We start from the raw sequence: 20,757 nt of genomic DNA on the forward strand, positions 1-20,757 counted from the left end.
TCCCATGCCAACCTACAACAAACTAATCCGAAACAAAATCCCACAAATAATAAAAGCTAACGGAAAAACACCTACAACAAGAATCCTACCTGAAGAAGAATACATAAAAGAAATCTGCAAAAAAACAGAAGAAGAACTAACCGAATATCTAGAAGCAAATACTAAAGAACATAAACTAGAAGAACTATCCGATCTACTAGAACTAATAAACGCCCTAGCCGAACATGAAGGTACAACATTAGAAGAAATCAATAACATCCGAAAAAAGAAAGCAGAAGAACGAGGTGGCTTCTCAGATTGAGTGTTTCTAATCGAAGTAACCGATAACTAGCCCCTCCTAAGCCCCTTACAAGCCCCTACCAAGTAATAAATCACTAAGAAAAAACATAACAAAACAAAAACACCAACAAACACCGTAGTAGGAGTCGAAAAAATTTTTGAAATAACACGCCAAAAACCCAGCCCTCCTTCCTATATATAGTACAAAGAGGAAATTTTCATTTTTGAATTAGGACGGGAGGAATTGGGATGGCGGTGTATCGTACTGTGCAGGTGAATTTTTGGCAGGATGATTTTGTTTTGGATTTGACGCCGGAGGAGCGGTATTTTTATGTGTACTTATTAACTTGTTCGAAGACGACGCAGTGTGGGATTTTTCCTTTTCCGAAGCGGTTAGCTGAGATGGAGACGGGTTATAATCGGGAGACTGTTGATAAGCTTGTGCAACGCTTTGTTGATTATGGAAAGATTCTTTATGATGCGGATACGCGGGAGTTATTCGTTTTGAATTGGCTTCGTTATAATCCGGTAACAAATACGAATGTGGAGAAGTGTGTGCTTCGTGAGCTGAAGGGTGTGAAGAATAAGGAGTTTGTACATATGTTTCTTCAGAAGTGCGTAGAGGAGGAGCTGAATGTTCCGATGCTGTTAGCGCATTTCGGTATGCCTGGTGATTTGGCTATGGATGATGTAGAGCCGGCTTGTGAGGAAGAAGAGGAAGAAGAGGTTGTTCAGGAAGAGACGGGAAGTAAGGTGTTCACGTTTTATGAGCAACATTTTGGTAGTTTGTCTCCTTTTACGGTGGAGGAATTGAATGCATGGATGAATGATTTGTCAGAGGAGTTGGTGCTGAAGGCTCTTCAAATTTCGTATGAGAATAAAAATCGGAAGATGGCTTATGTGAAGGGGATTTTGCGTGGTTGGTACGGGAAAGGGTTTACGAAAGTGTGTGAGGTTGAGGCGGATGCTGCGAATTTCCGGAAGAAGGGGTCGTCTGTTAGTACGGGGGAGACGGAGGAGTTTTTGGCGAGGTGTGAGGAGTGGGAGAAGAATACGCCGTCTGAGGAAGAGTTGCAGCGCTTTTTAGCGGAGCGCGGGTGGCGTCCATGAGTATTCAAAATGTGGAGGCGGAAAAGACGGTGTTAGGCTCTCTATTACTTGATGGAGAGCTTATTAAGGAGTGCCGTTTGACGGAGCAGTATTTTTCTATGCCGGTGCATAAGTCTATATTTCAGTTAATGCGAAAGATGGAAGATGAGGGGCAACCGATTGATCTTGTGACGTTCACTTCTAGAGTGGATCCGAAGTTTTTGAAGGGGATCGGGGGAATGGAGTATTTTATAGGGTTAATGGATGGTGTGCCTACTACTAGCAACTTCTCTTATTATGAGGGGCTTGTTCGAGGTGCCTGGAAAATGTATCAGGCGGGTGTTCTTGGGCACAAGATGGGAGAGCGTCTTATTGCAGAGAAGAGTGAGAAAATTATTGGTGAGACGATTACGGCACTTTGTGAGTTAGAGGAGAAGGACTGTGTATGTGAGTTTGATTTGAAGGATGCGCTAGTTGATTTATATGAAGAGCTTCATCAAGATGCGAAAGAGATTACTGGTATTGAGACGGGTTATACATCGCTAAATAAAATGACGTGCGGATTGCAGGAAGGAGATTTTGTCGTTCTCGGTGCTCGTCCTTCGATGGGGAAGACAGCGTTTGCGCTAAATGTTGGACTGCATGCGGCGAAGTCTGGCGCGGCGGTTGGGTTGTTTTCGTTAGAGATGAGTAGTAAGCAATTATTGAAAAGGGTAGCTTCTTGCGTAGGTGAAGTGTCAGGAGGTAGGCTGAAAAATCCGAAGCATCGTTTTGCGATGGAAGACTGGGAAAGGGTGAGTAAGGCGTTTGCGGAGATTGGTGAGTTACCTCTTGAGATTTACGACAATGCAGGGGTTACGGTGCAAGATATTTGGATGCAAACTCGTAAGTTAAAGAGGAAGCACGGTGATAAAAAGGTTTTAATTATTGTAGATTATTTGCAGCTTATTACGGGCGATCCGAAGCATAAGGGCAATCGTTTTCAAGAGATTAGTGAGATTTCTCGTAAACTTAAGTTATTAGCACGTGAGTTAAATGTTTGTGTAGTAGCATTGTCGCAATTGTCTCGTTCTGTAGAGTCGCGTCAAGATAAGCGTCCTCTTTTATCTGATTTAAGAGAAACAGGGCAAATTGAGCAAGATGCGGATGTCATTATGCTTATGTATCGCGAAGATTATTACGATAAGGAAACGAAGCAGAAAGAGATGACGGAGATTCATGTGGCGAAGCATCGGAATGGACCTGTGGGGAGTTTTAAGTTGCGGTTTTTGAAGGAGTTTGGGAGGTTTGTGGAGGGGAAATAGTGAAAAGACTTGAGTATTACTTTGTATATAAAATAAAGCATAAGTTTTCCACTGTATTCACTTATGCTTTATTTTTTGAATATGTTCCTTATTTCCCCATAAAGAAAGATCGTCTCTCCGCAGTAATCCACTGCTCCAAGTCATCTTGGCTACGTCGGACAAGTCGATTTACTAAAACATCATGCCATACATAATCCTCTAATAAGTATATATGAACGGGGTCATCTGTATAAAAAGCAATATTACGCTCTTCAAGTGATGGTCCATAAATCATTTCTTTAGAATCTATTGATAAAATAAACCAATGCTCTGTAGAGAGGGTTTCTGTATAAGTTGTTATACGATGGGCTTCTAGATTTTTAATAGGATTTTCAACATGCAAGGTAATGCCTTGTACTGTGACTTTATCAGCTACCTCAGCTAGATCCTCTTTTAACGCTTCATACATTTCATCCCACATTGAAATGACAATACGTCGTTCTGCTTTTTTTATTAATGTTTGACAGTAGCTAATGATTGTTTGATTGTCTTTTAAAGTAATGACTCGATTATCCGTTTTTTCTTCGGAAGTTTCTAGTTTTTTTAATGAGTCACTGATTCCTTCATAAGTAGACTGCCATTCTGATTGAGCCTTTTGTAAAAAGATTTCAACAGGTAGAGGTGAATAGCGAGTGGTGTCATTTATTTCTTCCTTCATGACAATTCCTTTTTCTACAAGGTTACCCAAAATCTCATAAATTCGCGCTCTTGGGACACCCGAATCTTTACTTACTTGATAGGCTGTGACAGGCCCTTGTTTAACAAGAGATACATAAGATTTAGCTTCATATTCATTAAAACCAATTTTTTTAAGCTGTTGCACTATGTAGTCCACTTTTTTTCCTCCGATGTTTGCTTTTATCCCGCTTTAACGGGCAGTAAGACCTCCGCCTCAAAATTCAGCGGAAGCAAAGAAGTTAGGTGGGGGATCAACTGCCCGTAAAAGCCCGATTGGTTCAACTAATAATCAGTGGGGGATGAACAAAACCCCCACTGATTAAAGTTTCACTTTATATTTCAACGTTACAATAACTCTTTACATTTAGCAAATTGATAGTTACTATTACAATAGTGACTAAAGGGGAGGCTACTAGTATGGATTTTTATTTAGACCCATCTGTATTAATGATTTTGATTGTTTTTGGGTTTGTGGCTGCATTTATTGATTCAGTTGTAGGTGGTGGCGGACTCATCGCCTTACCAGCTTTATTATTTACAGGATTGAATCCAGCAAGTGCAGTAGCCACAAATAAATTAGCATCGACAATGGGAAGTGCCACTAGTAATATTGTGTTTTATCGTTCTGGTAATCTTGATTTGAAATCGGCGTTTAAATTATTTCCAATCACTTTCATAGGTTCCATAATAGGGGCATGGACCGTTCATTTAATGAATCCAGAAGTACTGAAGCCATTAATGCTGATCATGCTTGGTGTGGTCGCTATTTATACGATATTCAAAAAGGATTGGGGAAGTATTTCCACTCATAAAAAATTGTCTGGTCGACACGTCATTATTTTTACCTTTTTTATTTTTATTATTGGTTTTTATGATGGATTTCTAGGTCCTGGTACAGGTTCATTTTTAATGTTTGCTCTTTTATTCATTGGGTATGATTTTTTAAAAGCAGCAGGTACGGCGAAGTTTCTTAATTTAGGAAGTAACGTTGGTGCATTGTTCATGTTTATGTATGTAGGTCAAGTAAACTATGTGTATGGATTCATAATGGGAATTGCTCAAATTGCTGGAGGAATCGCCGGATCCAGATTTGCTATAAAAAAAGGAAGCGGGTATGTTCGCGCCCTTTTCATTACCGTAACTTGTTTGTTGTTAGCGAAAAATCTGTATGACTATATTCAGTAAGTAATCTAAGTGAAGAGAATGAAAATAATATAAACTCATATTTTTCCATATAAAATTTCATTTGTTTTATTTACATAATATCTTTACAATCATTTGATAAAATAAAGTCAACTGCGTATTGTGAGGGTGGGTGGTTATCCCTTCTTTCTATTCGGAAGGAAAGGAGGTGATAATATGGACTTTTTGTTTGATCTTGTAAAAGAGTTTGTCAAAGCAACTGTGCGCGAAGTTTCAGCGTATTTTTTGCAGAAGCAATTTCTGGATAAGGACAACAAAAAAACCACTCCGCGCCGTAGGAAGCAAAAGGGTGGGGTTCGCAAAAAAATAATAACTTATAATAACCACCACCCTATACGGTAGCAGTTAAGGAAGAGATGTTAGCGCATCTCTTCTTTTTATTATATGCCAATTTATTCGCTGTTACACTTATATAGTATTCTACGGAAAATATATCATATTCCTATTTTTGGGTCAATTTGATTGCATGATTGAAAAGGTGTAGTCTTATTCCTTTTCAAACTGAAAAATATCTCGGTTAATAAGTTGTTGGAGATACCTATCCATTTCAGCCGCAGAAACTTTTCTTTCATTTTTAAACCACCATGCGCTTAATGAGGTGATTGCCCCTGAATAAAATTCAATGATTAAATCATTTGGCATCGTATGATTTTTGCGCAGTTGATATAACGCTTCTATTTCTTGTTTTCTCGTTTCGTGACTTAAATACTGTGTCCGGTTAATAAATTGTTCATCAGACATTTGCGTCTCTAATATTTTACCGAGTTCTTCATGGTGTAGAAATTGTTCCATTACTTGAAATGGTTTACTTAATCGATCTGAAACGGGTATTTCAGCAATCATCTTGCTGTATCGTTTAAATCCAAAGGCTAATAAAGCATCTTTATCTTCAAAGTGTTTATAAAAGGTTGTTCGGTGTACCATCGCGCGATCACATATTTGGTTAATCGTGATGGTACTATATTTCTGTTTTGATTGCGTCATTAATTCAAATAAGGAATCCCATAGTAATTTATGTGTACGTCTAATACGTAAATCAATTTGTTTTTCATTATCGTTCATCTACAATTCTCCTTTTTTGTAGATTAAATATACAGTGGCTGAAAATTGATTCTCCCTTTTTAATCTACATATGTATATTATATTACATGTGTTTAGGTATATTTAAAGTTTTTTAAGTAAGAAACAGGAGGAGAATCTGCAAATGAATATGACAACTAAGAGCCCTGCAAGTGGCAAAGTTGATACTTCTAATATGAAACATACCCCCATTTTAATTGCATTACTTTTAGGGGCAATGGTTGCATTATTAAACGAAACGTTACTTGGTAATGCGTTAACAGTATTAATGAAAGAATTCGGTGTAACAGCTTCAACGATTCAATGGCTTTCTACAGCATACATGTTGGTGGTTGGGGTTTTAGTCCCAATTACAGCGTTACTTCAGCAATGGCTTACAACGAGACAGATGTTTTTGATCGCTATGGTAACGTTTTTAGCTGGTACATTAATTGCGGGATTTGCACCGACATTTTCTGTTTTATTAATTGGCCGTATCGTCCAAGCTGTAGCGACAGGGTTAATTTCACCGTTATTAATGAATACGATTTTAATTATTTGTCCGCCTGAAAAACGTGGTGCCACAATGGGATTAATCGCACTTGTGATGATGGCAGCTCCAGCAATTGGCCCTACATTATCTGGAGTAATTGTGGATTCATTAAATTGGCGCTGGTTATTCTATATTGTTATTCCTATCGTGATCATTTCAATTATGATTGGAATGAAGTACATTCAAAATGTTTCAGAGTTAACAAGACCAAAAGTAGATTATCCATCTATCCTTTTATCGACATTAGGATTTGGCGGGTTTGTGTATAGCTTTAGTGCATCAGGTGACTTAGGATGGTCCGATGCGAAAGTATATGGCACTTTAATTGTTGGGCTTATCTCATTATGTATTTTTGTCGTTCGACAATTAAAAATTGAGAATCCAATTTTAGAATTACGCGCATTTAAAGTTCCGATGTTTACATTATCAGTTGGATTAATTGTCATTGTGATGATGTCCTTATTTTCAACGATGACCTTATTACCGATGTTCTTGCAAACAGTTTTACTCGTTACAGCTTTTAAATCAGGAATTATCATGCTTCCGGGAAGTATTATTAGCGCTATAATGGGACCAATTGCAGGTAAACTATTCGATAAATTTAGTCCGAAAGTTATTATCGTTCCCGGCATTGTGTTAGTAGGGATTGCAATGTTCTTATTTAAAGGCATTACACCTGACACATCAATGTTACAAATTATTATTATGCACAGCGTATTAATGGTTGGACTCATGTTTGTCATGACAGCACAAACATACGGTTTAAATCAATTAACACCAGACCTATATCCGCACGGAACAGCGTTGTTTAATACTCTGCAGCAAGTAGCTGGCGCAATTGGTACGGCTATCTTTATTTCAAAAATGTCTTCAGGAACAACTCAGTATATGGAAAGCTCCGCAAACCCAATGGACCCAGTAGAGAAGTTAAATGGTTTAACGTCAGGATTCCAAGGTGCATTTGCACTTGGATTAATCTTTATCATCGTTGCTTTTATCGTATCGTTGTTCTTAAAAGAAGAGAAAAAGGGAGTAGAAGTAAAGGGAGTTTTACAGAACGAAAATTAAGGTTTATATAAAAAGACATCTTTATGATTAAAGATGTCTTTTACATTTCCTCCGTAACATCATACCTTAGCAACTCTTCCTGATTATAAAACCTCTCAAAAATAAGCCCCATTACATAGAAGAATACTAGCCCAAAGCAAATATGAATGAGTGTAAAAGTAGCTCCAAATGAAGAAAATTCATACACGAGAATTGGCAATTTCGCAGTTGTCCAAACGCCTAAGAAAAATACGATGTATCGAATGCTTGCACCTTTTTTTAATAATAGTGCTGCAATTGGGAAGGCGACGTAGAGAGGACCAGCTGCAATGCCTCCTAATAATAGAGAAAATAAGATTCCGTATATACCTGATTTTTCACCCATATATTTCATGAGCGTTTCTTTTTTCACCCACTGATCAAGTAGCCCTACAAATAGTAAGACAGGGGGGAGGAGAAACAGCATATCTAAAATGCTATTCCCTGTTAGTTGTAATGCACTCCACCCTAAAGATTGATTTATAAAAGTTAATACAAAGAGCCCGAGTAGTAAGACGAAAAAGAAGCGATATCTTTTTAATTCTTTCATACCATCACCATCCAAATGATATAGGAGAATAGAAGAGACATGAGCAAAGCGGCTGCATTACGTGCGTAAGCAAAGCTTCGCCCAAATATCTTTTGTTCCATCGGTAAAGTTGTAAGTCCTACTGACATGAGTGTAGATATAAGTGCCGCAACTTGAGGTAGGCCTGCACCGTGTTGGACTAATGTATTTCCAAGAGGGAATACGACAAAGCTTGGAATAAGTGCAACGGAGCCGAGTATTGCTGAATACATAATACCTAACAATCCGGACTGTTCTCCAATGATAGAAGAAATAAAGGACGGCGTTAATATAGAAAGCGATAAGCCAACGAAAAGCATGATGGAGAGCATCGCAGGGAGAAGGTTACGAAACATTTTCCACGACTTCATTAGAGCATCTTTCGTTTTCTTGCGGTCCTTCATAAAAGAAATCCCAGTAAGAATAATGGCTAACGTGTAAAGAATCACGCCGTTAATCATGATCGGATTCCTGTAAGTCTTTATATTTACCTAAGAAAAAGGATAAGTTCTTCATTTTTTCTTCAATATCCATTTGAAAATCCGCCAGTTGTTCCTTTCCAGCAGGCGTAATTTTGTACATCTTTCTCGGTTTGTCTTGATGATCTGTGCTTACATAAGATTCAATTGCACCTTCGTTTTCTAATTTCTTTAACGTGCGATATAAAATGGCGCTATCGATTGGATTGACGGGAAGTTCTTCCTCGCACTTTTGCAGTAATTGCCCGCCGTAGTTATCGCCCTCAGCTAAAAATAACAAAAGAAATGCACCTGTATGTCTTCCTGTATGTTTCATGGGTTTTCCTCCTAGAATGAATTAGGATTTATACTGTTAATGACAGTATACTGTTGTTAACAGTATATGGTGCATGAAGTGTTATGTCAATTTCAAAATGTACGAATTTCGAGGGAGAAGATAACAAAAACATTGTTTTTTTAGCGCTGGGAAACGACGGATAGGGAGGGGCTGTACATCCAAAAACATAAAAAAAAGACACTCTCAAGAGTGCCTCCCCTTAGCAGCCGAATCCGCCGCCCCAACAGCTAGCGCCAACGATGATTAATAAGATAAAGAGTACAACAAGTAAAGCGAAACCGCCGCCGAAACCGCAGCCTCCACCACAACTACCGCCATAGCCCATATTAACTCCTCCTTCCATAAAGACCATTAATTAATGGATTTAATTCACTTTATGTTTTTACGGATAATCTTGAGCAGGTCCTTTTGAAAAATAAAGGTGCTTAGATTTTAAGAGAGTTGACGATCTTATTTTTGTCACCGTTATTCCGCTGATGACATATTCTATTTTATTCTGTGTATTGGGGGAAGGAGGATCTTTATGGCTAATTCTGAAATGATTTTACGTTTACTTACAGATTTAAAGATTGAACAGCAAGCTTTAAAAGAACAGCTGGAAAAAATGCAAACAGCTGTGAATACTCTTGAAGAAAAATCATTGATTGTGGAAGAAAAACCAAAGACTATTGAAGAAAAACCAGCTGTTGCTGCTGCAAAGCAAAGAGCTCATTCTGGACACCCAACATCTTTTCGTGCTTGGAGAGCATCTGCTCAAAGGAATTCATAAAAATATAAGAAAAGAAGACATCTAGTAAGATGTCTTCTTTTGCTTGTACAATCCAAATGCGATAAGAAGGTATATATCCATATTGCTTTAAAACTAAGAAGAAAATAACGATTGTCGACTCCTGTTTTAGTATAGCATGTAATAATGAAATTTTTCTATGTAATATTGCATATATATGAATTATATGATGTTTTGATGTGTATATTTTAGTTGTTTGGTGCGGAAAACAGAACTTATTGGTTCATCGCCTATATTACTGACTAAAAAAATTATCATCTGAAATGGAAGAGTAAAATCCAAATGTGCGTGTGGGTTCAGCGTTATTTGACGTTTACTTAAATTAGAGGTAACAAAGTTAGCTTAGGGAAAAAGATTAATATATGTACATGAATAATATTTATAAATTATAATTAAGATGAAAGTATTGGCAGTATATGGGGGAATAACAACCGGTGAATAAAAAGGCAACATTTAAAATAGGGGCAATGTTTACCATTTTATTAATGGCATGTTTGTTTTATGGATATAGGAGTTTAAATAGTTTTTTAGTCTGGAATGAACTCGGTGATATACAGATGATTTCAAGTGAAAAAGAGGTTGCAAATGGTATATATTTTGTAAGGGGAAAGATATATGCTGAACGTGTAACAGGCGATGAAACGCTACTTGCTGATGGGTATGCGGTAGTGAATCGAATTCAAAAGAAAAAAACGACATACTATACACAGACTTCTGCACCAAATCGTTCTTTATGGAGTAACGGTCAAGTAACAGCTTTTTATAATGAACCCATACATATTGGAGATAAAGAATTAAAATTAATAAATAAAGAAAATGTGTCTCTGGAAACTCCCTTTATGGAATTAAATGATCAGAATGTAATTTCAACAAGAATAAATGATATTCAGGCGAATGCTACAAAGTTAGCAGATGGAAATAAACGCTTTTATTCATTTAGAGCAATAGAAAATAAAGAAAATGTAGTTGTGCTTGGATCAATAGATGGAAAAGTAATAAAAGAATTACCTAGTAGATATGGGGAATTTGTTTATATTGGAAATACTAAGGAGCAAATTATAGATAGCTTAAAGAATGGTAGTAACAAAAATTGGATATATTTCGCTGTGCTTATTATACTAACTAGTATTAGTGGATTCGTATTTTATATGTATGGGAAAGGAAAATGGACAAAAGATGTTTTTGTTTTTACATTTTTCGGACGGAAGATAAATTAAAGAGGATGCATCTTTGCATCCTCTTTAAAAATTCATATGCGTTCTTTTCGTAAAGAAAGTTCTTCTTCATTTTCATATCCAGTAAATAAAATTTCTTCGATTTAAAAGGTGCCCCACAAATGATAAATCATACCGAAAACAAAAAATGCGAGTCCTACAAATAAAACGATTAAAGCAAGCATTCCGTTTTTATTATGCTCCATACAGTCAGCTCCTTTTTAGTTATATAGAAAAAAGCCTTTAGTCGTAATTATGGCTAAAGGCTTTGATCTTCATACTTTACAGTTAATAAAAAAGTTGTACTTCTGTATGAATTTGGAATATGATTATTTAAAGAGTAGGTGATGAGTACATGCAGGAAACAAAACAATTCCCGCTTATATGTGGAAATCTCTCATTAGATTTAGTGAATACAGAGTTAGTTAGGCGTGGACAACGTTATGATTTATTAATAACGGATGAAGATGTATTAGAATGGCTATATGTAATAAAGGTTAATCTTCCTTTTTGGAATGAAAAAACACTTATAGGAATTCAAGAACGAATGGATCAAGTTACATCTAGCATATTAGAGGCAAGAGAAGTACTGAGAAAACAGTTTGAGGCAATTGCTGATCAGCACGAAATTTCTAATGATTTTATTACGTATTTAGAAAAACAAATTGAGAAGGCACCCTTTACATATAAAGTCATTGAACAGCGTCTAGTACCTGTCCCAGTTGGAGAAGTTGAGGATGTACTTGTATCGATAATTGCATTTGATGCTTTAACCTTAATAACAGAAAATAAGCTTATTTCTCTTAAAAGGTGTTCAAATCCCGACTGTGTTTTATTATTTATAGATAAAAGTGGGAAACGAAAATGGTGTTCTATGAAAATATGTGGGAACCGAAAAAAGGTAGCAAAATTCCAGGATCGAAAATGTGAAGAAGTTTAGGGATCAACTTATAGCAGTTGATCTTTTTTTATGTATTTTCAAACTAACCCCTAAAATTAATATTGACCAGTTAGTTTGTTTGAAATATAATTATTGGTAAATAAAGGAGGAGAATGATGAATCATATAACAGCAGCTAAGCAGAAAGAGGCTCCACCAATAAGTGTACGATATTTTGCAAAAATGAAAGGGAAAGGAAGAAGTCCGTTACAAGTAAACATAAAGGACTCTTTGACGGGACTATTAGGGGGATTTTTAACAATTCTCACCTTAACATATTTAACGAGTATAACTTCTACAGAATTGTTAATGGCTCCATTTGGGGCGAGTTGTGTATTAGCGTTTGGAGTTTGGAATGCACCGTTATCACAGCCACGTAATATTATTGGAGGACATTTGATTTCAACTTTCATTGGTCTATCAATATATCATTTGTTTGGGAATGAATATTGGACGATAGCTTTAGCAGTGGGGATGGCAATAGCCGTTATGATGTTAACGAGAACAACGCATCCTCCGGCAGGGGCTGATCCAATTATCGTTATTTTAGGGGCATACAGTTGGAGTTATTTAGTAACACCAGTTTTAGTTGGTTCCCTTGTTATTGTAGTTATTGCTTTATTCATTAATAACATGAGTAGTAAAAGAAGCTATCCAACTTTTTGGATATAATTAATAAGGTGAAAAACAATTTGAGTAAGTATGCCGTTTTTTACTATGTTTTAATTTTCATATAAAAAAATCCTTTAGTCGTAATTATGGCTAAAGGATCGGATTCTCATACTTTTTAGTTTATAAAGATTTCAGATAAATATTAACATCTTTTATAATCATAAAATCCCTGTTTGGGTATATAAACTTATCTCAGTTTGATTGGGGTGTGCATGTCCCTCTAAAATAAAAAACACTCATTAAGAGTGTTTTTTATTTTAGAGTATCAACTATATATCTGGTTACTGTGTTTTTTTATAGTAATAGTAGTTAACTAAGAGCAGGACAAAACCTATCAAAAATCCATAAAGTATACTCATAAAGCATATCATGATGCCAAGAATAATAGGGAATAAAAATACGGATATTTTTCTATATTTAAAATAAATGAAAAAGAGAATGGCACTACTCGTCCAAAATATCCAGCTATATTTTATCTCTTTAAAAACTATATATTCTAAAAAAGCGCCAAGAATTATTAATGGACTCAATTGTAGCGCTCTTCCTACTAAAAATACCCCGGCAGATACTAAATCGAATATAAAATCGAAATCACTATGAGGTCTTGTTGATCCACAGTGTACACAAATTTCAGCGTTTACTGAAATGGGTTTTCCACAGTCAATACATTCTTGCATTATTAAATCATCCTATCATTATATTTAAATACAACTTATTATAAACCACCACAGCAAAAAAATGAACGAAAAACTTCTGTAATATAATTTATAAGAATCTACTCAGCATTTAGGGAAAACTTCACATGCCTATCTGTCTATCAATATGTGTTAGTAGCCGATAATGAAAAAAGAAGTAATTTTATTTTCTGGTCTAGAGTTAATTCTTTTTTTACATGATAATTTATAAGTTGATTAATTATTTCATAAGAAACTTTCAAGATGGTAATTCTCAGTACCATCTTGTTCTTGAACAAATGTTGTAAGCTTATGTAGCTTTAGTAAAACAGAGGGTAGCACCACATGCCCATCAAGCTAAGATTTTGAAACATCTCTATAACGAAAATGCCCCCTTTTTTACAATTATTCATAAGATCAGCACATTTCTTTCATTATTGATGCACAATCAATTGTTTAAGTTGATGGTGATGTGATGCTACCCTTAACTGTAACTGCTAAGTAATTTCTAATAAATTATATTACAAAAGTTTTTTTGGTTCATTTTTCCACTATAGTGGTTTATAATGAAGTGTACTTTTAATATATGTTATATATTAATAAAAAAATAATCAAGGAGCGTTACAAACTTATGAAAAAAGCTTTATGGATCCCATTATTGGTCATCTTAGTTTTAGCACTAGGATTCGGAGTTAATTACTTCTTAGGAAGTGGGAAAGTGAATACTATTATTGAGAGAGCAGATTCCTCAATGGAAAAAGAAGATTATAAGAAGGCTAATGATTTATATGCAGAGGCTAGTGAGTTAAAACAAGATAAGAAAACAGATGATTTAAAAACTTTGTCTAAAGAGATGAATCGTTTAAATGATATGAAAAAAACAGAAACACCAAAGGTTACACTAGAGCAAATGGATAAAGTAAAAAAGCTACCTAAACATCAATTTGAAAAACAAATTACAAAATCTTTATTAAGTGTTGAAAAAGAGACAGAAGAACTCCAATCGCAATTGCAAGAAAATGAAAAGAATATGAAGTTGGTTGAAGAAGTTCTTAAAAATAAAGAATTAAGTAATGTTGATGAAGTAACGAAAGATGGTCTTATGAAGTTCACTATTGATCATCCATTAATTAAAGATCAAGAAAAAAAGTGGTCAGAAATAGTTACAAAGGCTAAAGAAGAAGTAAAATCTTTTGTAAACGACGAAGAAGAGAAAAAAAAGTTAGCTGAGCAGAAAAAACGAGAAGAACAAAAGAAAAGAGAAGAGCAACAGAAGCAAATTGCTGAAAAACAAGAAGAACAAAAACTTGAAAAACAAGAACAAAAACAAGAAGAACAACAAAAACCAGAACCAGTGAAAAAAGAAGTTTCTAATGTAGAAGAGAAAAGTAATAAAGAAAATGTGAATAATGAAGCTACGAATCTAAAAGTACCTAATTTTAAAGTGGGATTGTCTATTGTAAATTCATTTTTAAAAGCTCAGGGCCATCCTGGAACTGCGGTATATATAGAAGAATTTGAAACTGAAGATCAATATGGATATAAAGTAACAGATTGGTCTAAGCATGAAACAGTTTTCTATGGAGTAAATAAGAAAACTGGTGCTTTACAAAAGTTAGATATGTAGATTTTAAAAAAGAAAGTGTTTTTTCTCACTTTCTTTTTTTATGTGTAGAATTTTTAAAATGAAAAAATAGATGAAGTAGCCGAGTAAAATAAGAAGTCAGGTCATAAAGACATATCTTCTTTTAGGCAGAGTACCAACAAGTCGCTTAGCTTGGTAAATCCGTCTTTTCATCATTCTACTTCATAAAGAAAAGACACCCATATAAGAGTGTCTTTTCCGATAGTTTGTTTAGCAGAAGCAAGCAGCTCCAACGATGATTAATAAAATGAATAACACAACTAATAATGCAAATCCTCCAGCAAAACCGCAGCCTCCGCCGCAACTACCACCAAATCCCATAATAGTTCCTCCTTTAATAAGAGGGGAAAACAAAGGGTCACTCGTGTTTTTTTAACGGATTCTATTTACTTTATGTTTGACGCATGAATGTGAGCAGGTCCTTTTGGAAATAAAAAAGACACCTTGAGGTGCCTTCTGTCCAATGGATTTTATTACTCTTCGTCAGCGTAAAACTCTTTTATTAGTTTGATTTCATTTGTGTCTGGGTTAAACTTAAATATTTTAATTTGATCATATTCATCTTTAGTGACAAAGGTATTCTCACTAATTTGGGTCATATTGCTGACCTTTAAAGTAGGATCGCCACCATGGTCAGTGATTTCCACAGGTTTCTCACGGTCCCAAAATGCAATGACAATGATCAAGATGATAAGGCATATACGTATGTTACGTAGTTCTCTTGATACAGTATTCTCCATTTGATAGTCTCCTTTGTCATGTAATAGATTTTGTTTGTAAAAGAGAGAATTCTTAGGAATAGAATATAAATAAAAAAGACACTGTAAAAAGTGTCTTTTTTATTTGAGTTATGCGCATTGCTTAATAAGACGCTAGTTCCTCAATCGGAATATGAGTAACTATGTAGGGTGATTTTATTATAACATTTTAACCAGTAATGGGTCTATATGGAATTTTTGTAATGATTATGTTTATTTATTCGAAATGATAGATGTATCATGCCAGAGAGAGCAGAATTTGATCAATGAAAAACAGTGGAAAAGGCAAATGGCATACTTTATTCCGTGTTATAGGAATGGATAGAAATCGATTTCCCTTTACACAAACATAACAGTATAATATAGTTAAGTTAAGTGAACTTAACTATTGAACGAAACAAAATAACAGCATGGAGGAAGAGTGCTATGACGAGAACGTATAAAGAAATAATTAATGAAATGAACAGAGCCTATAATGAATTCTACATTTTACTATTTCAGGAGTTGAAAGATGAGTATGGTCTTACAGGGCAGCAAGAGAGTATGTTATTTCATATTCATTTAAATGAAAACACGACAGCAAATCACATTGCGACAACTTTTAATATATCGAAAAGTGCTGTGAGCCAAGTTTTATCGAAATTGGAAAAGCAGAAGATGATTTCAAAACAAGTAAATCCTAATAATAAAAGGGAGTATTTCCTTACCCTTGGTCCAAACGGTAGTAAGTATATGGAGCAGTTGTCTGAGCTAGATGATGTATTAATTGAAAAGTATTTTTCAAAAATTGATATCGGTGCTTTAGAGCAAATGACGGATACGTTAAAGAAAATAAATAAGGTGATATTGGAAGAAAAACAGAAGGATCTTGATTGTAATGAGTAAGAACTTAGATGAGGTAATGAGTAAAAAGGAGGGGAAGCATGTGATGAGTTACATACCAAATATGATTACGATAGCAAACTTTGTATGTGGACTTCTCGCTATTCACGCTGTTTTCGTTCACGATATGTATGGTGCAGTCATGTTCATTATTACAGGTATGGTATTTGATTTGTTTGATGGCATGATTGCTCGGAAACTAGATGCTGTTTCGGAAATTGGCGGAGAGTTAGACTCATTTGCGGATTTAGTTACCTTTGGTGTGGCGCCGTCTATTCTTGCCTATAGTGTTGCGTTAAAAGATCTGCAGTCTGTTGGGGTGATATGTGCACTCGCTTACAGTATTTGCGGAATGCTTCGGCTTGCAAGATTTAACACGCAGCAAAGCAAACTCCCAACCTTTATCGGCATGCCCATTCCATTTGCGGCAATGTGCCTTCTTATTTTATGCCTCCTGAATAATCCAGTTTCTGTAGCGTTTGGCACATGCGTACTCGCGTATTTAATGGTGAGTAAAATCAAATTCCCTCATTTTAAAAAAGATATATCGGAAAGCTTGAAGTCCGAAAGATGGAATTAAAGAGAAAGGTAAGGAGCAGAACATGATTCGTATGGCATTAAGATCATTTAACATACAAATATATTGTTTGCTAGGCGTAATGTTATTGGGATGGTGGATGACACCTTTTTCAGCCCAGTTCGTAGGGATAAGCATTGGACTTTTAGTGAGTATGTACTGCGCCTGGATTTTAGGAAGACGTATTGAAAAGTTTGGGGATAGCATTGTAAAAAAAGAAAAAGCACCGATGCTCGGGATGATGAACCGGTTCGCAGCCGCAATTCTCGGCGCAATTATTATGTATGAAATTGAACACCATGAATTCATGTGGACATTTGCTGCTGGAATTATGAGTGGGTATTTCTTGGTTATTATTAATTTGGGGTATTACAGTATGAGGGATGCGAAGGAATAGATGAGTAAACTCTCAAGTATAGAATGATATACTTGAGGTTTTTTTATTATATAAAAAGTTTGCTCATTTTAAATGTATCTATTACTTGTTGCAACATATCCATTAGACCCCCCATTTCAGTACCTTTAACAATATAACATATATATTCCTTATTTTTGGAAATCTTAATCTATTACATGTCCTTTTTTCAGAGGTATTTCATTTGTCTAGAAGGATTTTCTATTTTTTACAAGAATGAACAGTAACGTATAATCTAATTTCCATGAATGTAATAGGGAGGCAGTGAAATTTGAACAGGAAAATTTGGTTTGTATTTACTTGTTTTGCTCTTTTAGTATCTGGTTATATTATTGTCCAATATTTTATTATGGATGGATTTCAAACAGGGCTTGTAAAAGCCAAGCTTATGTTTGGATCTAAATTAAGTGAGTTCTGGTATAGTATGTTATTTACACATATTACAACGAGTATAGTAGCATTAGTAATTGGTCCGTTTACATTATCGACTAAATTTAGAGAAAGGAATATCAATCGTCATCGAATAATGGGGAGAATCTATATGGTTGGTATATTATTAGGAGGCCTTTCTGGACTATACCTATCCTTTTATGCTACAGGAGGATTGGTAGCGAAACTGGGTTTCGGTTTGTTATCCGTATTTTGGCTAACATCAGCATATCAAGCATTACATAGAGTTAAGAATAAAAAAATGAAAGACCATCGAAATTGGATGATCAGAAATTACTCTTTAACCTTTGCGGCAGTTACATTAAGAATTTGGCTACCGCTGTTTATCGCTCTATTTGGAATAGAGCGGTTTGAACTTAGTTACGCTATTATTGCTTGGTTAGCGTGGGTACCTAATGTAATTGTTGCAGAATTATTCATAAGAAAAAGACTGAATAAAGGAAAATACGAGGGGAATGAGGATTTACATTTTTGATGTGAATCTGCTGTCATATTGAGGAAAGAATTCTTCAGTAGTTTAATGTTTTTATAGGTGTAAGCATGTTGCTATCTAACAACGAATAGTGGATTCCTAATAAGAGTAATAATAAAACCCAATATGAAATTTAAGAAAAATTTTATATTTACCCCACTTTTTATTTTAAAAGTTTCTCCTATCCTATAAACAACAAAGTCATAGATGAAAATGTAAAGTTAGGGGATTCCACATGCATACAGGAGTTTTAATGAGTTATTTGTATACTTATTTTTTTACAATTATGTTTTGTATTTTATTTCAAATTGGATTTTATTTTAAAGCGAAAAACAATATATCTATTCGGCATTTTCTATGGGTGTATGTTTTTCTATTCTACCTTTCGTTAGTGTATAAGGTGACGCAGATTGCGACTGTATGGGATATAAGTAGATATGAAACGTGGATTCGTGTAAATCAAATTAACTTGACTCTATTTGATACGGCGGGTAGTACTACGTATCTTTTGAACATTGTATTGTTTATGCCGTTCGGTTTTTTATTACCGACTATTTGGCCGCAGTTTAGAAAAATGAAAAAAACCGTATGTGCGGGATTCTTTTTTTCATTGGCAATTGAGTTAAATCAATTGTTAAATAATAGAATTACAGATATTGATGATTTATTTACGAACACCCTCGGGGCGATTATTGGGTATTTATTATATAGCGTTTTGTTTAAACTGATATTTAAAAGAAAGGAAAAACAGCTGGATACGAACTCTTCTCTTGTTATAAAATACGAGGCTGTTTTTTGTTTAGTGTGTTCCTTTGTAGGTGCGATGTTAATTTATTATCCAGCTTTATTTGGAAGACCTGTCATCCTTCAGTGAGGTGATTACGAATTTCTTTTGAACGCTCGTGCGATATTTCAATGTGCAAAAAGCCTTTAACTTGTTATAGTTAAAGGCTTTTATCATCATAATTCTTACTTACCAACTACCCACTCGAGCATCCGCCTTCAACCACTTCACCCAATCCAAATCCTCTACCTTAAGCAAACTGAGTGAAACACCTTTCATGTCTAAAGAAGTGAGCAGGGTACCGACTTTTACGAACTTCACATGTAATCCTTCCAGCTCACATAAACGGCGAATGTCGTTTGCGAAAATGTATTGTTCCATTAATGGAGTGGCTCCGAGTCCATTAATGAGGATGGCGAAGTTGTCGCCTTTTCTCCAGCGATAAATGCTTTTAAGTTTGTTCATTAGTTCAATCGCTAATATTTCAGAAGAGGATAGTGCTTCTTTACGGTAACCTTTTTCTCCGTGAATGCCGACACCGTAAAAGACTTCATCATCGTTTAATGTGAATGAAGCTTTACCTTTCACTGGATCGTTTGCAGGTGAAAGGGCGACTCCTAATGTGTGTAAGTTCTCGGTAACAGAACGGCCGAGTGTTGTTAGTTCTTCTAAAGAATGACCTTCAAGAGCGGCCGCACCTAATATTTTTTGAACGAAAACAGTACCAGCGACGCCGCGTCTTCTTTTATTAAAAGAAGCATCATCTTCAATTGAAACGTCGTCATTTACGATGATGTGGTCAATTTGTCTTCCTTCTTCTTTTGCGATTTGTTCTGCCGCTAAAAAGTTAGCTACGTCATCTTTAAAGTTTTTTATGATGAATAGTATACTTTTTTCTTTTGGCATGAGGCGAGTTGCCGCCACAATTTGTTCCACTGTAGGCGGAGTGAAGATGCTGCCGTTTACGGCCGCCGTAAGCATTCCTTTTCCTACATAACCAATATCAGCTGGTTCGTGTCCGCTACCACCTCCGCTTATAATCGCGACGTCTTGCGTCATTTTTTCGATATCTTTTACATAAATGATGTTATTTGTTTCGTCGTAATTTACTTTGTCGTTATGTTCAAAATAAAAGCCATGCATCATATCTTGAACGATATTTTGTACATCATTCATAATCTTTTTCATTGCTTTTGCCACCCTTTAATTACTTTGCTGATTGCTCCAGTAATAGTAGTAATTGATTGTTTATCATATTTTTCATGAGAGAAGACATAATGGAAGGATTTACTTCGCACTTGCTTTCAATCCAATCTTTTATCGTTCCAACGAAGCCGTGACTATAAAAGGAGGCAATCGTATTTTTTGTCTCATCAGAAAGGCTGAATCCGCAGCTCACGGATAGTTCATCAATAATCTTCATATATAAGTTTTTCGTATGCTCAAATAAATAGTGATTAAACGAGTTTTGTTCAATGACTTTAAAAGCATTTCGGTAAAATTTTTGATTTTCATAAAAGTAATCAAATAATAAATCGAAAATGTTTTCCCACGTTTCATAGTCGAGAAAGTCGATAATGTTTTCTTTCGTTTCTTCTCTATAGATCCAGCTTAATAGTTCAAATTTATCTTTAAAATGATAATAAAAAGTTTGCCTACGCATTTGACAGTGTAACATGATATCGCTCACTGATATTTTATGAAACGACTCTGTTTCCATTAAATACTTCAATGAGTTCGCAATTATCTTTTTAGAAATTATAGAAGAGGTCATCTCAATCATCCCTAGAATGTTAGTAATATAAAAATCCTAT

27 protein-coding genes are annotated in these 20,757 nt (G+C 35.2%); 16 read left to right on the forward strand and 11 right to left on the reverse strand.

Annotated elements, in window-relative coordinates; all coding sequences use genetic code 11:
* Positions 1-4 precede the first annotated feature (4 nt).
* From NST14_RS05260 to dnaB, 3 genes are all read left to right on the forward strand, one after another.
* Positions 5-301: a nucleoside triphosphate pyrophosphohydrolase gene (locus NST14_RS05260; RefSeq protein ID WP_229143279.1), complete on the forward strand. Its 297-nt coding sequence runs from the start codon at positions 5-7 to the stop codon at positions 299-301.
* Positions 302-528: 227 nt separating this feature from the next.
* Complete coding sequence (locus tag NST14_RS05265; protein ID WP_229143277.1) at positions 529-1,389, forward strand: DnaD domain-containing protein; 861 nt, start codon at positions 529-531, stop codon at positions 1,387-1,389.
* The gene (gene dnaB, locus NST14_RS05270) at positions 1,386-2,672 is read left to right on the forward strand and encodes a replicative DNA helicase (protein ID WP_141101254.1); all 1,287 of its coding nucleotides are present in this window, start codon (positions 1,386-1,388) and stop codon (positions 2,670-2,672) included. The genes NST14_RS05265 and dnaB overlap by 4 nt, the downstream gene beginning before the upstream one ends.
* Positions 2,673-2,760: 88 nt before the next feature.
* On the opposite strand, the gene NST14_RS05275 is transcribed toward dnaB, so the two are convergent.
* Positions 2,761-3,546, reverse strand: a complete 786-nt coding sequence (locus NST14_RS05275; protein ID WP_000384608.1) for a TrmB family transcriptional regulator — start codon at positions 3,544-3,546, stop codon at positions 2,761-2,763.
* A 260-nt stretch (positions 3,547-3,806) separates the two neighbouring features.
* Between NST14_RS05275 and NST14_RS05280 the strand changes: the two genes are divergently transcribed.
* Together NST14_RS05280 and NST14_RS05285 are read left to right on the forward strand one after the other, a co-directional pair.
* Positions 3,807-4,574, forward strand: coding sequence for a TSUP family transporter (locus NST14_RS05280; protein WP_229143276.1), 768 nt, complete (start codon positions 3,807-3,809; stop codon positions 4,572-4,574).
* Positions 4,575-4,748: 174 nt separating this feature from the next.
* Positions 4,749-4,934, forward strand: coding sequence for a hypothetical protein (locus NST14_RS05285; protein ID WP_229143269.1), 186 nt, complete (start codon positions 4,749-4,751; stop codon positions 4,932-4,934).
* 144 nt (positions 4,935-5,078) lie between these two features.
* Here NST14_RS05285 and NST14_RS05290 read toward each other — a convergent pair whose 3' ends face one another.
* Positions 5,079-5,654 (reverse strand): TetR/AcrR family transcriptional regulator, encoded by a 576-nt coding sequence (locus NST14_RS05290; RefSeq protein ID WP_000999280.1) that lies wholly within the window; start codon positions 5,652-5,654, stop codon positions 5,079-5,081.
* Positions 5,655-5,796: 142 nt separating this feature from the next.
* Between NST14_RS05290 and NST14_RS05295 the strand changes: the two genes are divergently transcribed.
* Positions 5,797-7,272: an MDR family MFS transporter gene (locus NST14_RS05295; protein ID WP_001057542.1), complete on the forward strand. Its 1,476-nt coding sequence runs from the start codon at positions 5,797-5,799 to the stop codon at positions 7,270-7,272.
* A 40-nt stretch (positions 7,273-7,312) separates the two neighbouring features.
* On the opposite strand, the gene NST14_RS05300 is transcribed toward NST14_RS05295, so the two are convergent.
* The 4 genes from NST14_RS05300 to NST14_RS05315 form a co-directional block, all read right to left on the reverse strand.
* Positions 7,313-7,840 (reverse strand): permease, encoded by a 528-nt coding sequence (locus NST14_RS05300; RefSeq protein WP_000661324.1) that lies wholly within the window; start codon positions 7,838-7,840, stop codon positions 7,313-7,315.
* Positions 7,837-8,319 (reverse strand): hypothetical protein, encoded by a 483-nt coding sequence (locus NST14_RS05305; protein ID WP_000606986.1) that lies wholly within the window; start codon positions 8,317-8,319, stop codon positions 7,837-7,839. Before NST14_RS05305 ends, NST14_RS05300 begins: the two co-directional genes overlap by 4 nt.
* A complete protein-coding gene (locus tag NST14_RS05310) occupies positions 8,312-8,653 on the reverse strand; it encodes a PadR family transcriptional regulator (protein ID WP_000683189.1) in 342 nt (113 codons plus the stop codon). Before NST14_RS05310 ends, NST14_RS05305 begins: the two co-directional genes overlap by 8 nt.
* A gap of 220 nt (positions 8,654-8,873) precedes the next feature.
* Positions 8,874-8,999 (reverse strand): YjcZ family sporulation protein, encoded by a 126-nt coding sequence (locus NST14_RS05315; RefSeq protein ID WP_000540377.1) that lies wholly within the window; start codon positions 8,997-8,999, stop codon positions 8,874-8,876.
* A gap of 198 nt (positions 9,000-9,197) precedes the next feature.
* Between NST14_RS05315 and NST14_RS05320 the strand changes: the two genes are divergently transcribed.
* The 4 genes from NST14_RS05320 to NST14_RS05335 all read left to right on the forward strand — a co-directional run bounded on the left by NST14_RS05320 (position 9,198) and on the right by NST14_RS05335 (position 12,286).
* Positions 9,198-9,443, forward strand: a complete 246-nt coding sequence (locus NST14_RS05320; RefSeq protein WP_000013680.1) for a hypothetical protein — start codon at positions 9,198-9,200, stop codon at positions 9,441-9,443.
* A gap of 452 nt (positions 9,444-9,895) precedes the next feature.
* Positions 9,896-10,678: a hypothetical protein gene (locus tag NST14_RS05325; RefSeq protein ID WP_098487702.1), complete on the forward strand. Its 783-nt coding sequence runs from the start codon at positions 9,896-9,898 to the stop codon at positions 10,676-10,678.
* A gap of 352 nt (positions 10,679-11,030) precedes the next feature.
* Positions 11,031-11,615, forward strand: a complete 585-nt coding sequence (locus NST14_RS05330; protein WP_001158426.1) for a CGNR zinc finger domain-containing protein — start codon at positions 11,031-11,033, stop codon at positions 11,613-11,615.
* 116 nt (positions 11,616-11,731) lie between these two features.
* Complete coding sequence (locus NST14_RS05335; RefSeq protein WP_001015678.1) at positions 11,732-12,286, forward strand: HPP family protein; 555 nt, start codon at positions 11,732-11,734, stop codon at positions 12,284-12,286.
* A 281-nt stretch (positions 12,287-12,567) separates the two neighbouring features.
* On the opposite strand, the gene NST14_RS05340 is transcribed toward NST14_RS05335, so the two are convergent.
* Positions 12,568-12,963 carry a hypothetical protein gene (locus tag NST14_RS05340; protein ID WP_098320872.1) on the reverse strand — a complete coding sequence of 132 codons (396 nt, stop codon included), beginning with the start codon at positions 12,961-12,963 and terminating at the stop codon, positions 12,568-12,570.
* Between the two features lie 628 nt (positions 12,964-13,591).
* Here NST14_RS05340 and NST14_RS05345 point away from each other — a divergent pair.
* On the forward strand, positions 13,592-14,587 hold the full coding sequence (locus NST14_RS05345) for a hypothetical protein (protein ID WP_229143268.1): 996 nt from the start codon (positions 13,592-13,594) through the stop codon (positions 14,585-14,587).
* Between the two features lie 228 nt (positions 14,588-14,815).
* Here the strand turns inward: NST14_RS05345 and NST14_RS05350 are convergent, their stop codons facing one another.
* Both NST14_RS05350 and NST14_RS05355 read right to left on the reverse strand, forming a co-directional pair.
* Positions 14,816-14,926, reverse strand: coding sequence for a YjcZ family sporulation protein (locus tag NST14_RS05350; protein WP_000505679.1), 111 nt, complete (start codon positions 14,924-14,926; stop codon positions 14,816-14,818).
* Positions 14,927-15,078: 152 nt separating this feature from the next.
* Positions 15,079-15,345, reverse strand: coding sequence for a YmzC family protein (locus NST14_RS05355; RefSeq protein WP_000432376.1), 267 nt, complete (start codon positions 15,343-15,345; stop codon positions 15,079-15,081).
* A 444-nt stretch (positions 15,346-15,789) separates the two neighbouring features.
* Here NST14_RS05355 and NST14_RS05360 point away from each other — a divergent pair, with 444 nt between their 5' ends.
* From NST14_RS05360 to NST14_RS05380, 5 genes are all read left to right on the forward strand, one after another.
* Positions 15,790-16,248, forward strand: a complete 459-nt coding sequence (locus NST14_RS05360) for a MarR family winged helix-turn-helix transcriptional regulator (RefSeq protein ID WP_000198928.1) — start codon at positions 15,790-15,792, stop codon at positions 16,246-16,248.
* The gene (pssA, locus tag NST14_RS05365; RefSeq protein WP_229143267.1) at positions 16,241-16,825 is read left to right on the forward strand and encodes a CDP-diacylglycerol--serine O-phosphatidyltransferase; all 585 of its coding nucleotides are present in this window, start codon (positions 16,241-16,243) and stop codon (positions 16,823-16,825) included. Before NST14_RS05360 ends, pssA begins: the two co-directional genes overlap by 8 nt.
* A gap of 22 nt (positions 16,826-16,847) precedes the next feature.
* Positions 16,848-17,219 carry an ATP synthase subunit I gene (locus NST14_RS05370; RefSeq protein WP_229143266.1) on the forward strand — a complete coding sequence of 124 codons (372 nt, stop codon included), beginning with the start codon at positions 16,848-16,850 and terminating at the stop codon, positions 17,217-17,219.
* A gap of 289 nt (positions 17,220-17,508) precedes the next feature.
* A complete protein-coding gene (locus tag NST14_RS05375) occupies positions 17,509-18,162 on the forward strand; it encodes a DUF2306 domain-containing protein (RefSeq protein ID WP_229143265.1) in 654 nt (217 codons plus the stop codon).
* A 232-nt stretch (positions 18,163-18,394) separates the two neighbouring features.
* Positions 18,395-19,033, forward strand: coding sequence for a VanZ family protein (locus NST14_RS05380; RefSeq protein WP_229143263.1), 639 nt, complete (start codon positions 18,395-18,397; stop codon positions 19,031-19,033).
* A 99-nt stretch (positions 19,034-19,132) separates the two neighbouring features.
* On the opposite strand, the gene dhaQ is transcribed toward NST14_RS05380, so the two are convergent.
* Together dhaQ and dhaS are read right to left on the reverse strand one after the other, a co-directional pair.
* Entirely contained in the window at positions 19,133-20,131 is a 999-nt protein-coding gene (gene dhaQ / locus NST14_RS05385; protein ID WP_229143262.1) for a DhaKLM operon coactivator DhaQ, read from the reverse strand.
* A 19-nt stretch (positions 20,132-20,150) separates the two neighbouring features.
* The gene (gene dhaS, locus NST14_RS05390) at positions 20,151-20,717 is read right to left on the reverse strand and encodes a dihydroxyacetone kinase transcriptional activator DhaS (protein ID WP_000204221.1); all 567 of its coding nucleotides are present in this window, start codon (positions 20,715-20,717) and stop codon (positions 20,151-20,153) included.
* Between the last annotated feature and the right edge of the window lie 40 nt (positions 20,718-20,757).

Source organism: Bacillus sp. FSL W8-0519 (assembly GCF_038005585.1).
Classification (GTDB): Bacteria; Bacillota; Bacilli; order Bacillales; family Bacillaceae_G; genus Bacillus_A; species Bacillus_A paranthracis.

Coding starts and splice junctions, on each gene's coding strand:
- NST14_RS05305 (WP_000606986.1), bottom strand. CDS start 8,319: ATGATTAACGGCGTGATTCTTTACACGTTAGCCATTATTCTTACTGGG.
- NST14_RS05340 (WP_098320872.1), bottom strand. CDS start 12,963: ATGCAAGAATGTATTGACTGTGGAAAACCCATTTCAGTAAACGCTGAA.
- dhaS (WP_000204221.1), bottom strand. CDS start 20,717: ATGACCTCTTCTATAATTTCTAAAAAGATAATTGCGAACTCATTGAAG.
- NST14_RS05265 (WP_229143277.1), top strand. CDS start 529: ATGGCGGTGTATCGTACTGTGCAGGTGAATTTTTGGCAGGATGATTTT.
- NST14_RS05280 (WP_229143276.1), top strand. CDS start 3,807: ATGGATTTTTATTTAGACCCATCTGTATTAATGATTTTGATTGTTTTT.
- NST14_RS05360 (WP_000198928.1), top strand. CDS start 15,790: ATGACGAGAACGTATAAAGAAATAATTAATGAAATGAACAGAGCCTAT.
- NST14_RS05350 (WP_000505679.1), bottom strand. CDS start 14,926: ATGGGATTTGGTGGTAGTTGCGGCGGAGGCTGCGGTTTTGCTGGAGGA.
- NST14_RS05380 (WP_229143263.1), top strand. CDS start 18,395: ATGCATACAGGAGTTTTAATGAGTTATTTGTATACTTATTTTTTTACA.
- NST14_RS05335 (WP_001015678.1), top strand. CDS start 11,732: ATGAATCATATAACAGCAGCTAAGCAGAAAGAGGCTCCACCAATAAGT.
- NST14_RS05290 (WP_000999280.1), bottom strand. CDS start 5,654: ATGAACGATAATGAAAAACAAATTGATTTACGTATTAGACGTACACAT.
- pssA (WP_229143267.1), top strand. CDS start 16,241: ATGAGTAAGAACTTAGATGAGGTAATGAGTAAAAAGGAGGGGAAGCAT.
- dhaQ (WP_229143262.1), bottom strand. CDS start 20,131: ATGAAAAAGATTATGAATGATGTACAAAATATCGTTCAAGATATGATG.
- NST14_RS05315 (WP_000540377.1), bottom strand. CDS start 8,999: ATGGGCTATGGCGGTAGTTGTGGTGGAGGCTGCGGTTTCGGCGGCGGT.
- NST14_RS05300 (WP_000661324.1), bottom strand. CDS start 7,840: ATGAAAGAATTAAAAAGATATCGCTTCTTTTTCGTCTTACTACTCGGG.
- NST14_RS05310 (WP_000683189.1), bottom strand. CDS start 8,653: ATGAAACATACAGGAAGACATACAGGTGCATTTCTTTTGTTATTTTTA.
- NST14_RS05370 (WP_229143266.1), top strand. CDS start 16,848: ATGATTCGTATGGCATTAAGATCATTTAACATACAAATATATTGTTTG.
- NST14_RS05355 (WP_000432376.1), bottom strand. CDS start 15,345: ATGGAGAATACTGTATCAAGAGAACTACGTAACATACGTATATGCCTT.
- NST14_RS05330 (WP_001158426.1), top strand. CDS start 11,031: ATGCAGGAAACAAAACAATTCCCGCTTATATGTGGAAATCTCTCATTA.
- NST14_RS05260 (WP_229143279.1), top strand. CDS start 5: ATGCCAACCTACAACAAACTAATCCGAAACAAAATCCCACAAATAATA.
- NST14_RS05295 (WP_001057542.1), top strand. CDS start 5,797: ATGAATATGACAACTAAGAGCCCTGCAAGTGGCAAAGTTGATACTTCT.
- NST14_RS05345 (WP_229143268.1), top strand. CDS start 13,592: ATGAAAAAAGCTTTATGGATCCCATTATTGGTCATCTTAGTTTTAGCA.
- dnaB (WP_141101254.1), top strand. CDS start 1,386: ATGAGTATTCAAAATGTGGAGGCGGAAAAGACGGTGTTAGGCTCTCTA.
- NST14_RS05320 (WP_000013680.1), top strand. CDS start 9,198: ATGGCTAATTCTGAAATGATTTTACGTTTACTTACAGATTTAAAGATT.
- NST14_RS05285 (WP_229143269.1), top strand. CDS start 4,749: ATGGACTTTTTGTTTGATCTTGTAAAAGAGTTTGTCAAAGCAACTGTG.